Here is a 13,309-nt window from a genome sequence, read left to right as displayed (position 1 = left end):
TGGCAATGAATCAACATCACTCGCCACGCACTGTCAGCAACCAGGCGCCATAGCCCACGAATGGGCTGTGGTTTGTTGGTGTCACATCTTTGCTTGGAACGAATGCCGTTGCATTACGGAGTGCTCCGCAGGGCCCAGAACCGAGCGTGAAGGGGGTGGCGTTGCGCTGCCCTTCTGCCGCGCAGGCAATGCTCTGGCTGATCGCGGCGCTGAGAGCAACTTTGTGCCCGGCTTTCGCGTCATTCAAGACGGCTGTCCAATTCACTGGCTCCCGGGTGTAAAGAACCAGAAAGCGATTGTCGCCCGCAGGTTCAGTAATCGTGGTCGGACCGAGCAGCGTAGTGCTGGATGGACGGACGGGATGATTGCTGAGCAGAGCCTGAATGTCCTTACGGTCCGAGCCAACGTAAAGCACACTCAGGAAGCCAGGGTTGCGCACTGAGTAGTGCAGTTCAACTGGCTGTCCCAGAGCCACACGTTGACGCGAGAACCACGCACTGGCACCAAGATTCGGGTTGGAGTTGCTGGCTACCTGCTCAAAGACCCTTTCGACTCGCTCGGCTTCGCTCACAGACGAAGAGCCCGGCGCCGCACTGATCCTGACGTTAGCCAATGCCTTGTGCACATTGCTATACACCTCTACATTGTGCGGCCGGTGTGCCGAAGTGATCGTCGGTACCAGCGAGTTGATTCGCTGCTGTGCGCAGCGGCGCAGCTCGTCTACGTTCACGATGCCGGTGCCGCTGATGTTGCTCACGCCATCCCGTGCACATTGCAACAAGGCGGTGGTCGCCAGTCCACCTTGATTCTCAAGATCGAGCGCCTCCTCATCTTCGCGAGCGGCGGCTACGAAGGTGAAGTTTCTGCTCAATGACAAGCCCATCCCTCGGGCCGACGAATCTCCGGCGGGAGCAAACGCCTTGAACGAGGATCTGTTGGCAACGTTTAGGCAATGCTCTCCGCCGCGAATAGGTACCGACTTCCCGGTCAGACCGGGTGTCCCCACCTGCTGCAAGCCGCTTCGTGCGGAGGTACCGCTGGAGGCGACCAGATCCCGCAATCCGCCTGCGTGGCAGGCGTCGAAGAAGACGAATGCGTCGGAGAGCTTGTCGCGAACACCGTCCAGCGCCTTGATCAGATCGGAAGTACGTACCAAGCCAGGTACACCCAGCGCAGAACCTGCGTCCTGCGGCACCAGCGCCTCGGCGCAACCTCCAACGACCGGAAAGCTGGCTCCATGGCCCGAGTAGTACAGGAAGAGACGATCACCTTCGCGTACTTGCCCTGTAAGTGCAGTGACTGCGCGCAGTATTCCGTCTCCGGCCAACTCGGCATTCGATAGCGAACGTGCCTGCCGGGTGTCGTAGCCCAACAGCCGCGCTAGTTCGAGTGCGTTTTCGCGGTCATGTCGAACTCCAGGGAGAGGCTTGACGTGGCTGTAGTCGCTGATCGTCAACACCAGCACATGGTCCGCAGCACATGCCCAACTCGGCAACAAAATCAAGCCAAATAGACTGCAAGCCGAAAACAGAATTGAATATGCGCGGTGACGCAGGCGGACGCCATTCATGCTGATTTTCATAGACGACGGAAATGACGCACAGTGATGTCATGCACGATCACTTGGCCTGGTGCAAAGTCTTTACCCGTGCCAAGCACACCTACATTGGTGTTTCCGGAGGTCGCCGGGACAGTCAGCGTCAACCCGCGTACGGCAGCGCTGCTTGCTAATGCGCCACGCGCGCCAGTGATGAGCTTTTCGCAACGCGGCAGCTTGCCGCGAAACGGCAATAGGTTGGCTTGCATGGCAATAGCTTCAGGCAGGCATGGTTCGTACTCGATACGCAAGATCTCGTCGCCAGGGTTGTTGTCGACCTGAATGCCCCCGCGACGCTCACGAGGCAAGCGGTTGCTGCCCCCCGGCTCGACGACATACGTGTCTAGCACCTGCGAGCGCGTTGCGTCGATGCTCGTCAGCCGTACCAAGCCAGGCGTGGTCGGTATGAAGTAGAGCGCAAATACATCTCCTGAGTAAACGGTCAGGCTCAACGGCTGACCCTCACGCGACATCAAAGGTACCTCTGGCTCGGTTGGGCGAGGCAGCGCGTCTGCTTGCGGACCATTCAGGAAAACGGCCTTCATGCCCAACATCGGTTGCTCAACTGCGAGTTGAACGCCGTATGCCTGCTGATCCGCGCTGGGAAATGTCTGGGGCGGGCCGCCGGCAGGGTCGCTGATCGTCATCGCGCCCGCTGGTTGGTACGGTACTGCTTGTGCCGGTAGGGTCGAGTAACTTGGCGACGCAGCTCCTGAGGGAGATCCTGGCGGCTGCACCTTGCCGAATAGCCAGTTGAACCAGCTAGCCGAAGAACTGGTCACGCTGTAGTAGAACTGTTGTTTCAAAGCCAGCAAGAGCAGTGCACCCAGTCCCTTGCTCCCTGCGTCCTCGCCCGCAGGCCTTGCTGCCACAGCGCTGGATTGAGGCGGTACCGCGTTACCCGCGTCTTGTGCATGCAAGGCGGAGGAAGCGAATACTGTCACGATCGCCAGCGACAGCAGTCCTGCTGGAAGCAGCAGCCTGCGCTGTGATTTGCGATTTTCGATCAGAGCCTTCATACACAGCCTTCACGTTAATGGTCCGAAAGGGTTGCCGGTCTTTGTATGCCACTTCGACAATCCAGCTCCTGATACGGATCGTCCAATGATTGACGCGCTGGTTGCAGTTGCGGCTTGTACTGATTCGGGCGCCAGTTCTTCCCTTTGCGATCCACTTGAGGAGCGAACTCGCGGACGTTGCCGGGGTCGACCCAACACACGCCTTCCGTCAACTCCGAAAACAAGTTTGTGCGAGCCGAGCGACAAGTCACCTTGCAACAGAGAGGGACTTGGTAGCCTGCACGCTTGGATGCTCAAGCTAGCATCTCGCTTGTCCATTCCGTTGGACAACCTCGCGGCGGCCTTCGTCCATTGATCCCGCATTTGCAGGGGTAGGGGCTAGCAGCTCATCCGTTTGTCAAGCCGCGCTACCCCTCAGCCCTCACCTGTAAGTGGTCCACGATTTCTGGAGGAGTAGCGCTGTTTGAATGCTTTGGGACGGTACCTTCGGGATCGCTGCAAGGAACTGGGGCTGACCAGCAGTGAGCTGGCACGTCGTTCAGGCAAGAGCAGGCAGACGATCCTCAGTGCAGGGACTCATGGTGGCGGCCTACCCGCAATCGAGACCTTGGTTCAGCTTGCATTGGTGCTCAAGGTCCACCCGTTGCGGCTGATGCAGCTGGTGTTTGAAGATCTGGAGCTTCCAGCACGTCAGCAACAGGCCTATCGTCAACGCGGCGACAAGAGCGCGTTCGTTGCTGACGTCACCATCCCAGACGGCCACCCGGTGATGGTTGGCAGTACCTTTACCAAGACTTGGGCCGTGCAGAACGTAGGGTCGGTGCCATGGGAGGACCGCTATCTGAACTGCATGGACGATGAACTGCTCGTCATGACGAAGAGCGGCGAGAGGCTCGTTGTCGCGCAGCGGCTGCGGCCAACGGTCCAACAGGTTGCGGTGCCATACACAGCACCCGGTGCGATCGTGGAACTTTCTGTTGACTTCCGAGCGCCAGACGCTCCCGGCACTTGCGTCTCGTACTGGAAGAGCCATCACGCGGACGGCCGTCTCTGTTTTCCGAAGGCGGTAGGTCTGAGTTGCTGTGTGAGCGTGATCAGTTCGCGCGCCGCAGGTGACGAGCTGGGCTGATGCGGCCGGCTGGATGCGAGCTCTCTGCATCATTGCGCTTAGCTGATCGCAAGGCCTGAAAGGATGCAACACACTGGCGCGTCGGAATTTCAAGCTTGATGGGGACATCCATCGCTGTGGCTGCCACCAACCAAGGTGGTGTCACGACTGGGTGCGCTGCGCCTCCGGTGGACTGACGTTGAGCTGCGCCCTGCGGCACCCATCGTTCAGTCGAATTCTTGCGACGTGCGTCGCGACTGACCCGGCGCACGGTCTCATCCGGTCTTGGGAGCCGGGCCGTCAGCGCCGCCGCTGCAGCGCCTCGCGGAAGCGGCGCATCTCGTCTTCGCTGGGTGCGGAGAAGATGTCCTCCATCTTGCTGCCGCGCTGGCCGCGCTTGACGGCGCTGACGATGAAGAACTTCGGCTTGGCCACGGTGTCGGCGATGACGGCCTTCTTCGTGGACGGATCGATCTTCAGCGACATGCCGCCCACCACCTGGTTGCCCAGGGTGGCACTGGCCGACGCGGTGGCGTCGGTCTCGAAGGTCTCGCGCCCGTAGATCAGGCCCCGCACCACCAGCACGGTCTGGGTCTCGTCGCCCAGCAGCGCTTCCTTGCAGGCTGCGCTGGTCTTGAAGTGGCGTTCCAGCGCCTGCGGGCTGAGCAGCACCTGGCGGGTGTCGGCGATGCCGTACTGCAGGGTCTGCTTCTGGCTGCCGGCCACGCTGAACATCTTCAGCTTTTCCAGCGCCAGGCCGATCAGCGGGAGGTTCAGGCTGCCCGAGGTTGCCTGCACCTCGGTGTACATCGGCACTTCACGGATGAGCTGCTCTTCGGGCAGCGCGGCCTTGGGCACGACGCAGGAGGTGTCCTGGTCGGCCTGGTTGGCCGGGTCGAGATCGACGATGGTGCCGATGGCCGGCACCACGCCCCACACGAGTTCGAGCTGGTAGCTCGGCCTTGCCGCCTGCTTCAGCACCTGGTCCCGGAAGAACCTCATGTGCTCGCGCAGCGCCTGTTCGTAAGCTTGCGCGGCGCTGATGTTGCCCTGCACCGCGGTCTGCGTCGGGGTGGCGGTGCTGGCCCCGGCCGGGCTGGTGGCCATGGCCAGCGCCAGACCCGCAGCCAGTGCCGGCGCCCATGCCTGTGCCCGCAAAGTGGCCGAGGGTCCCGCCAGCCGGCGCTTCGCGGCTGAGGATCGGGTGCTGGGCGTGCGGACGGCAGGGAGGTTCGAGATCATGTGCAAAGCAGCGCTGCGTGCGCCTGGTCTTGGCTCAGTGGAAGAAGGCATAGCCCACGAGGATGGCGCCCACCACGCCCACGAAATCGGCGAAGAGGCCGCAGCTCAACGCGTAGCGCGTCTTGCGGATGTTGACGCTGCCGAAGTAGACCGCCAGCACGTAGAAGGTGGTTTCGGTAGAGCCCTGGATGATGGCCGCCAGCTTGCCCTGGAAGGAATCGACGCCGTAGGTCGTCATCACGTCCACCATCAGGCCGCGCGCGCCGCTGCCCGACAGCGTCTTCATCAGCCCCACCGGCAGCGCCGGCACGAAGTCGGCGTTCATGCCCAGGGCCACCACGGCCGCGCCGATGCCACCCACGATGAAGTCCATGCAGCCCGTCGTGCGGAAGACCGAGATCGCCACCAGGATGGCGATGAGGTAGGGAATGATGGTGATGGCCACGCCGAAGCCTTCTTTCGCGCCTTCGACGAAAGACTCGTAGACGTTGATGCGCCGCGCCGCGCCCACGCCGACGAAGAGCACGATCACGCCGAAGATCACCAGGCTGCCGATGAGCCCGATGGTGGCGCTCATCTCGGCCGGCGGCAGGCCGCGCAGGCCCAGGTACATCAGCCCCATCAGCGCCGCGAAGCCGCCGAAGAAGGCCACGATGGGCCACTGCAGCAGCTTGATGCGCTGCACGTAGGCCACCGCGATCAGCCCCGCCGCGAAGGAGATGAAGGTGCCGATCAACGTGGGCAGGAAGATGTCGGCGGCGTTGAAGTTGGTCAGCCCCTGGCTGGCGGCCATGCTCTGGCGGATGGCGATCACCGAGGTGGGGATCAGCGTGATGCCCGCGGTGTTGAGCACCAGGAACATGATCATCGGGTTGCTGGCGACCTCCTTGTTGGGGTTGATCTCCTGCAGCTCGCGCATGGCCTTCAGGCCCAGCGGCGTGGCCGCGTTGTCCAGCCCCAGCATGTTGGCGCTGAAGTTCATCACGATGCTGCCGCCGGCCGGGTGCGCGCGAGGTATCTCGGGGAAGATGCGGCGGAACAGCGGGTCCAGGCCCTTGGCGAAGAGCGTGATCATCCCGGCGTGCTCGCCGATCTTCATGATGCCCAGCCACAGGCTCATCACGCCCACCAGGCCCAGCGAGATGTCGAAGCCGGTCTTCGCGGTGTCGAAGAGGCCGGTCATGATCTTCGTGAAGATCAGCATGTCGCCCTGGGCCAGCTTGACCAGGGCCACGAGGAAGCCGATGAGGATGAACCCCACCCAGATGATGTTCAGGACCATCGTGCGACTTTAGCGGCCCCGCAGGCCCGCGTTGGCTGGCGCCGGCGGGCCGGCTAGCGCCCGCTGCGCCGCACGAAGCAACTCTTCTTCTGGCCGTAGGCCGGGTCGTCGCCGAAGGTGTTCACGTCGCAGGGCATGCCGTTGTTCGCGCGGCGCACGATGAACTTGCCGTTGACGCCGTAGCGCACCTCACCCGGGCCGTTGAAGCTGCAGTAGCCGCCTTCGGAGCCGCAGTACTCCCAGCCGCTGCCGTGGTTCACGCTGCCGTAGCCGCCGCCGGTGGGCATGTACTCGCAGGTCTTGTGCACGCCGTAGGCCGGGTCGCCGAAGATCTTGTACGAGCACTGGATGCCGCCCGTGACGTTGCGGTACTCGTAGCGGTTGTCGGCACCGTAGCGCACGCGCGCCGTGCCATTGACCTTGCAGTACTGGTCTTCGCTGGCGCAGCGGGTCCAGCCGGCGCCGTCGTTGAACTGCCGGTAGCTCGATTGCTGCCGGCGCTCTTCCACGCCCTTGTTGTAGCCGTCGCTGTATTCGCTGCCGCTGCCGCGGCTGTGGTAGCTGTTGTTGTAGAGCCCGTCGCGGTAGCCGCGCTCGAAATCGGCGGTTTGCTGCTCGTTGTAGTCGCGGTCGTCGCGGTGGTGCGATTTGTGGGCCAGCGCGGCGATGCCCAGCAGCGCGGCAGCGCCCACGGCCACCTTGGCGCCGTCGCTCATGCCGCCTTCCTTCCTGGTCTGCCCGCAGTCCGAAGCGTCGGCATCGGCCAGGGCCTGGTAGCGGCCTTCGCGCGTGGTCACGCGGATGCAGCTGCGCTTGCCGTTGTGCCACCAGTAGCTGAAGGCTGCGTTGCTCGACTTGCTGGTGTCGATGTGGGTGTAGCCGCGGCGCTCCAGCTCGGCCTCGCCGCCGGCGCCCCTGGCGCCGACGAGGTCGCGCAGTTCGTCAGCGGGGCCGGCCCAGGCGCTGGCCGAGGGCAGGCTCAAGGCCACGGCCAGCAGGCCAGAGACGGTGCGAAGGGTGCGTCGGGGCTGCATCGGGGGTCTCCTGCGGGCCGGTGGATCTGGGGCGCCCCGGCGCCAGCCGCGTTGCCGGAGACGGATTCATTCTTGCCGCCGCCCCGGGCCCCGTCCACCCCCGGCCGCTGGCTGCAGGCCTGCAAATCCCTAGGCCCCTGCCGCCTGCTCGCGCCTAGCATGCAGCCATCCCGATCGCCTGGAGCCCGCATGCCCGCCTTGCAGACCGACTACCTCGTCATTGGCGCCGGTGCCACCGGCCTGGCCTTTGCCGACACCCTGCTGGCGCACAGCGACGCGCACATCACCTTCGTTGACCGCCGCGCCCTGCCCGGCGGGCACTGGAACGACGCCTACCCCTTCGTCACGCTGCACCAGCCTTCGGCCTTCTACGGCGTCAACTCGCTGCCGCTGGGCAGCGGCCGCAAGGACACGCTGGGCCCCAACGCCGGCCTCTACGAGCAGGCCACCGGCGCCGAGGTCTGCAGCTACTTCCAGCAGGTGATGCAGCGCCGGCTGCTGCCCAGCGGGCGTGTGCACTTCCTGCCGCTGCACGAATGCCGGGGCCAGCCGGGCGAGCGCGCGCAGGCGGTGTCGTTGCTGAGTGGCGCCGTCACCGAGATCACCGTGCGCCGCCGAGTGGTGGACGCCGCGCACTTCATGCCCGAGGTGCCCGCCACTACGCCGCCGGCCTACCACGTGGCCGCGGGGGTGCGCCTGCTCTCACCCACGCAGCTGGCGCAGATCGGCCACCCCGCCCAGGCCGCCGAGCCCCCCGCCGGCTACTGCATCGTGGGCGCCGGCAAGACGGCGATGGACACGGGCGTTTGGCTGCTGTCGCAGGGCGTGCCGCCCGAGCGCATCCACTGGGTGGTGCCGCGCGACTCGTGGCTCGTCAACCGCCTGACCACGCAGCCCGGGGCCGAGTTCTTCATGGCCTCGATGGGCGGGATGCTGGATCAGATGCGCGCCTTTGCGGCGGCGCGCGACGTGCAAGACCTCTTCCTGCGGCTGGAATCCACCGGGCAGATGCTGCGCATCGACCCCACGCAGACGCCGCGCATGTTCCATTACGCCACGCTGGCCGAGGCCGAGGTGCGGCTGCTGCGGCAGATCACGCAGGTCATCCGCCGCGGCCGCGTGCAGGCCATCGAGCCCGACGCGCTGGTGATGGCGCAGGGCCGCGTGGCCATGCCGCCGGGCCTGGTGTACGTGAACTGCACCGCCTCGGCGGTGCGTGCGCGCCGCAACGAACCCATCTTCCAGCCCGGCCGCATCGTGCCGCAGCTGGTGCGGGTGCCGCTGGTCACCTTCAGTGCCGCGGTGTGCGCCTACGTCGAGGCGAACTACCCGGATGACGCCACGCGCAACGCGCTGTGCCGGCCGGCGCCTTTCCCGAGCGGGGTGGAGGGCTACATCGCCGCCACGCTGGTGAGCCAGATGAACCAGCACGCCTGGAACCAGGACAAGGCGCTGCGCGACTGGATGCGCGGCACGCGGCTGGATGGCTTCGGCCAGCTGGCGGCCGAGGTGAGCCGCGACGATGCCGAGAAAATGGCGGTGCTGGGCGAACTGCGCCAGACCCTGGCCCCGGCCATGGCCAACGCACAGCGGCTGCTGGCCGGACTGCAGGCCCCGGCCTGAAGGGGCGTGGGCGTGCGGCCTGCAGCCCTTGCCCCGGACCCACCCCGATTCCCGATTCCAGATTCCCGACACCCGCTTCCTGCATGCCGACACTTTTCGACCCCTTGCCGATGGGCGCGCTGACGCTGCCCAACCGCATCGTCATGGCCCCGCTGACGCGCACCCGCGCGGGCCGCAGCCACATCGCCAACGCCTTGATGGCCGAGCACTATGCGCAGCGCGCCAGCGCCGGCCTGCTGATCGCCGAGGCCACCATGGTGGCGGCCGATGGCTGCGCCTTCACCGGCGAGCCCGGCATCTTCGATGAAGCCTGCGTGCAGGGCTGGCGCAGGGTGACGGACGCGGTGCATGCCGCCGGCGGGCGCATCCAGCTGCAGATCTGGCACCCGGGCCGCTCGGCGCACAGCAGCCTGAACGGCGGCGTGCAACCCATCAGCAGCGGCGAGCGTGCCATCCAGGGCCTCATCAACACGCCCAGTGGCAAGCAGCCCTACGAAACCCCACGCCGCCTGCGTGACGACGAACTGCCGGGCATCGTCGAACTCTTCCGCCAGGCCACGCGCCGCGCACTGCAGGCCGGCTTCGACGGCGTGCAGCTGCACGGGGCTCACGGCTACCTGCTCGACCAGTTCCTGCGAGACGGCGTGAACGACCGCCGCGGCCCGGGCTTCGAGCGTTACGGCGGCAGCCTCGAGAACCGCGCCTGCCTCTTGCTGGAATGCGCCGATGCCGCCATTGCCGAGGCGGGGGCCGACCGCGTGGGCGTGCGTCTGTCGCCGCTGGCCGGCAGCAACGATCTGCAGGACAGCGACCCCGAGGCGCTGGTGGCGCACCTGGCGCAGCAACTGGGCCGGCGGCGCATCGCCTGCCTGGAACTGCGCCACATGGACCCGGCGCTGGCGAGCGAGCGCCGCATCGCGGCGGTGGCACGCCAGCACTTTCCCGGCGTGCTCCTGCGCAATGGCGGCTTCACTGCCGCCACGGCGCAGGCGGCGCTGGATGAAGGCAGCGCCGATGCCGTCGCCTTCGGCCGCGCCTACATCGCCAACCCCGACCTCGTGGAACGCCTGCGCGCCGGCGCCGCCTTGAACGAGCCCGACCCCAGGACTTACTATGGCCTGGGCGCCGCGGGCTACACCGATTACCCGCGGCTGAATGCGGCCGCGGCCGCCGGCAGCGAACAGGAGCCTTGCGCATGAAACGCGTCACCGGCATCGGCGGCATCTTCTTCAAGGCGCAGGACCCGCAGGCCCTGGGCGCCTGGTACCGGCAGCACCTGGGCATCGCCGTGGAGGACTGGGGCGGCGCCGCCTTCCGCTGGGCCTCGCCCGACAACCCCACGGGCACCGGCACCACGGTGTGGAGCCCCTTCAAGGCCGACACCGCCTACTTCGCGCCCAGCACGGCCAGCTTCATGATCAACTACCGCGTCGACGACCTGCACGCGCTGCTGGCCCAGTTGCGGCTGGAAGGCTGCCAGGTCGACGACAAGGTCGAAGCTTCGGAGTTCGGCAAGTTCGGCTGGGTGTTCGACCCCGAAGGCAACAAGATCGAGCTTTGGGAGCCGCCGGCAGGGCAGTGAGCCAGGCCAGCAGGGTGCGCGCCGGGCCAGGGCCCGGGCCGCAGACTTCCTCAAGCGCCGCGCGCCGCTGCCGAAATTCCCAACATGCGACCCGGCCTGCAAGGATTCTTCGTCAGGCAGCCCTTGTGGGTGTCCATTCCGCTGATCGTGGCGCTGAGCGTGGCGTCGTCGGTCGGGGCGCTCTTCCTGCTGACCGAACTGATGGGCCTGCCCTATGGCCCCAGCTTCAGGCGCAGCCTCACCGTGGCGATCACCGCCCCGGTGCTGGTGTCGGCGCCCATCGGGGGCTGGATCGTGCACCTGCTGCGCGAGGTGGAACTCGCGCGCCAGCAGGCGCAGGCCCTGGCCTGGAACGACGAGCTCACGGCGCTGATGAACCGGCGCCGTTTCACCGAGATCGGCCAGCGTGAGCTGGCGCTGTCGCAGCGCGCCGGGCGCCAGCTGGTGGCGATGCTGCTCGACATCGACGACTTCAAGCGCATCAACGACGAACACGGCCACAGCGGCGGCGATGCCGTGCTGCAGGCGATGGGTGTCACGCTGCCCCGCGAACTGCGCCGCACCGACCTGGTGGCACGCTGGGGCGGGGAGGAGTTCGCGCTGATGCTGCCGGACACCACGCTGGCCGATGCCGCCGTGCTGGCCGAGCGCGTGCGCAAGGCCGTGGAGCAGATGGACGCGCGGCTGCCCGGCGGCCGGCGGCTGCGTTGCACCGTGTCCATCGGCCTGAGCGAGGCGGCGGCTGCCGACAGCTTCGACACCCTGATCGCCCGCGCCGACAAGGCCATGTACCTGGCCAAGGCGGGCGGCAAGAACCGTGTGGTGGTGCAGGCGGGCTGAGCCGCGCTAGAAGCACCCTGGCGGGTGCTGGCTCACTGCCCGGCCACGAGGTGCGGAAACATCGCGCGGCGCGCCTCGTCGTCCATCTCGGTCTTGAAGCTGTGCTTGTCCTTCAAGGCGGCCGCGCGCTGCGCTGCGGGGCGCTCTGTCACGGCGTCGAGCAGGCGCTTGACGTTCGGCAGTTGCGCCCAGGCCTCGGGCCCCAGCGCGAAGGGCACCGCGCGGGCCCAGCCCCACACGGCCATGTCCAGCACGCTGTAGCTGTCGCCCAGCATCCAGGTTCGGCGGGCGAGGTGGGCTTCGAGAATCTTCCAGTGCCGCCAGGCCTCGAACTCGTAACGCTGCAGCGCGTAGGGCAGCTTCTCGGGCGCGTAATGCTTGAAGTGCACGCACTGGCCCGTGAAGGGGCCGATGCCCGAGGCCACGAACATCATCCACGAGAGCAGCGCGCCCCGGTCTTGCGCGGCGGGCAGGAACTGGCCGGTCTTCTCGGCCAGGTACAGCAGGATGGCCGAGCTGTCGAAGACCGTGGTGTCACCGTCCACGATGACGGGCACCTTGGCGTTCGGGTTCAGCGCGGTGAAGGCCGGCAGGTGCTGCTCGCCTTTGCGCGTGTCCACCGGAATGGCCTCGTAAGGCAGGCCGGCTTCTTCCAGGAACAGCGCCACCTTCATGGGGTTGGGGGCGAGCGAGAAATAGAACTTCAGCATGGCGGCAGCCTTCGTCGAAGGGCGATGGTTTGGTGGAGCTTCATTCTGTCGCCTCGCGCAGCGCATGGTCCAGCAGATGCAGGGCCAGCGCCACTTCGTCTTCACTGATGTTCAGTGCCGGCATCAGCCGCAGCAGGTTGGGGCGCGGTGCGTTCAGCAGCAAGCCGTGCGGTTGCAAGTCGCGCGCAGCGCCCACCACCGCGTCGGCGCGGGCCGTGGGCAGCACCAGCGCCCGCAGCAGGCCGGCGCCGCGTTCGGCCACGAGGCCGTGCGCCTGCACCAAGGCTTGCAGGCCCACACTCAGTTGCCGAGCGCGGGCGCGCACCTGCGCCAGGAAGTCTTCGCGGCAGACCTCGTTCACCACCGCCAGCCCCACCGCGGCCATCAGCGGGTTGCCGCAGTAGGTGCCGCCCTGGTCGCCGGGCTCGAAGCAGTTCAGGCGCTCCTGGCACAGCAGGGCCGCCAGCGGCACGCCGCCGCCCAGGCCTTTGGCCAGCGTCATCACGTCGGGCTCGATGCCGTAGAGCCCGTGCGCGAAGGCCACGCCGCAGCGGCCGATGCCGGTCTGCACCTCGTCCACGATGAGCAGCAGCCCGCGCGCCTGCGTGAGCGCACGCAGCTCGCGCACGAAGCCGGGGTCGGCGATGTTCACGCCGGCTTCGCCCTGCACGAGTTCGATCATCACGGCCACCGTGGCCGGCGTGATGGCGGCTTCCACCGAGCGCAGGTCGTTGAAGCGCGCCTTGGCAAAACCCGTGGGCATGGGCGGGTAGCGCGTGTCCCAGCCGGGCTTGCCCGAAGCCGCCATCATCGCCAGCGTGCGGCCGTGGAAGCCGCCTTCGAAGCCGATGATCTCGTGCGCGCCGCCGCGCATCTTCTGGCCCCAGCGCCGCGCCAGCTTCACGGCGCCTTCGTTGGCCTCGGCACCCGAGCTGGCGAGGAACACGCGGCTGAAGCAGCCCAGGCCCGCCAGCCGCTCGGCCAGCGCCAGCATCGGCCGGTTGTGGAAGGCCGGGCCGGGGTTCACCAGGCGCTGCGCCTGCGCAGCCAGCGCCTGGGCCACCACCGCCGGGCTGTGGCCCAGGCTGTTGACGGCCCAGCCCTGCACCAGATCGAGGTAGCGGCGCCCGCGCTCGTCCACGAGCCACGAGCCCTGCCCTTCCACGAACACGGCCGCGGGCCGCTGCGTGATGGTGATCAGGGCCTGCCCCGGGTCTTGCGCGGTGAGGTTCATGGCTTGCCTGCTCCAGTCGAAATCCATCTGCTGCACAG

Annotated in this window: 12 protein-coding genes; 5 read left to right on the top strand and 7 right to left on the bottom strand. The window is 66.8% G+C overall.

The window, feature by feature from the left end:
* Nucleotides 1–16 precede the first annotated feature (16 nt).
* Entirely contained in the window at nucleotides 17–1,570 is a 1,554-nt protein-coding gene (locus EOE66_RS18960; protein WP_164885170.1) for a caspase family protein, read from the bottom strand.
* Between the two features lie 8 nt (nucleotides 1,571–1,578).
* The gene (locus EOE66_RS18955) at nucleotides 1,579–2,616 is read right to left on the bottom strand and encodes a hypothetical protein (RefSeq protein WP_128230315.1); all 1,038 of its coding nucleotides are present in this window, start codon (nucleotides 2,614–2,616) and stop codon (nucleotides 1,579–1,581) included.
* 463 nt (nucleotides 2,617–3,079) lie between these two features.
* On the opposite strand from EOE66_RS18955, the gene EOE66_RS18950 reads away from it, so the two are divergent.
* Entirely contained in the window at nucleotides 3,080–3,745 is a 666-nt protein-coding gene (locus EOE66_RS18950) for an NBR1-Ig-like domain-containing protein (RefSeq protein WP_128230314.1), read from the top strand.
* 279 nt (nucleotides 3,746–4,024) lie between these two features.
* Here EOE66_RS18950 and EOE66_RS18945 read toward each other — a convergent pair whose 3' ends face one another.
* From EOE66_RS18945 to EOE66_RS18935, 3 genes are all read right to left on the bottom strand, one after another.
* A complete protein-coding gene (locus EOE66_RS18945) occupies nucleotides 4,025–4,831 on the bottom strand; it encodes a hypothetical protein (protein ID WP_128230313.1) in 807 nt (268 codons plus the stop codon).
* A gap of 169 nt (nucleotides 4,832–5,000) precedes the next feature.
* A complete protein-coding gene (locus tag EOE66_RS18940) occupies nucleotides 5,001–6,248 on the bottom strand; it encodes a spore maturation protein (RefSeq protein WP_128230312.1) in 1,248 nt (415 codons plus the stop codon).
* A gap of 53 nt (nucleotides 6,249–6,301) precedes the next feature.
* Nucleotides 6,302–7,282, bottom strand: coding sequence for a hypothetical protein (locus EOE66_RS18935; RefSeq protein WP_128230311.1), 981 nt, complete (start codon nucleotides 7,280–7,282; stop codon nucleotides 6,302–6,304).
* Between the two features lie 189 nt (nucleotides 7,283–7,471).
* Here EOE66_RS18935 and EOE66_RS18930 point away from each other — a divergent pair, with 189 nt between their 5' ends.
* From EOE66_RS18930 to EOE66_RS18915, 4 genes are all read left to right on the top strand, one after another.
* The gene (locus tag EOE66_RS18930) at nucleotides 7,472–8,905 is read left to right on the top strand and encodes an NAD(P)-binding protein (protein WP_128230310.1); all 1,434 of its coding nucleotides are present in this window, start codon (nucleotides 7,472–7,474) and stop codon (nucleotides 8,903–8,905) included.
* A gap of 83 nt (nucleotides 8,906–8,988) precedes the next feature.
* Nucleotides 8,989–10,104, top strand: coding sequence for an alkene reductase (locus EOE66_RS18925; RefSeq protein WP_128230309.1), 1,116 nt, complete (start codon nucleotides 8,989–8,991; stop codon nucleotides 10,102–10,104).
* Complete coding sequence (locus tag EOE66_RS18920) at nucleotides 10,101–10,487, top strand: VOC family protein (protein WP_128230308.1); 387 nt, start codon at nucleotides 10,101–10,103, stop codon at nucleotides 10,485–10,487. Before EOE66_RS18925 ends, EOE66_RS18920 begins: the two co-directional genes overlap by 4 nt.
* Before the next feature lie 84 nt (nucleotides 10,488–10,571).
* Nucleotides 10,572–11,327: a GGDEF domain-containing protein gene (locus tag EOE66_RS18915; RefSeq protein ID WP_128230307.1), complete on the top strand. Its 756-nt coding sequence runs from the start codon at nucleotides 10,572–10,574 to the stop codon at nucleotides 11,325–11,327.
* A gap of 32 nt (nucleotides 11,328–11,359) precedes the next feature.
* On the opposite strand, the gene EOE66_RS18910 is transcribed toward EOE66_RS18915, so the two are convergent.
* Together EOE66_RS18910 and EOE66_RS18905 are read right to left on the bottom strand one after the other, a co-directional pair.
* Complete coding sequence (locus EOE66_RS18910) at nucleotides 11,360–12,037, bottom strand: glutathione S-transferase family protein (RefSeq protein ID WP_128230306.1); 678 nt, start codon at nucleotides 12,035–12,037, stop codon at nucleotides 11,360–11,362.
* 40 nt (nucleotides 12,038–12,077) lie between these two features.
* Nucleotides 12,078–13,271, bottom strand: a complete 1,194-nt coding sequence (locus EOE66_RS18905; protein ID WP_128230305.1) for an acetylornithine transaminase — start codon at nucleotides 13,269–13,271, stop codon at nucleotides 12,078–12,080.
* Between the last annotated feature and the right edge of the window lie 38 nt (nucleotides 13,272–13,309).

It is taken from the genome of Rubrivivax rivuli, from assembly GCF_004016505.1.
GTDB classification, from domain to species: Bacteria; Pseudomonadota; Gammaproteobacteria; order Burkholderiales; family Burkholderiaceae_C; genus Rubrivivax; species Rubrivivax rivuli.
The sequence above is the reverse complement of the archived record's forward strand: the minus strand, read 5'-3'. Positions and strand labels throughout refer to the sequence as shown.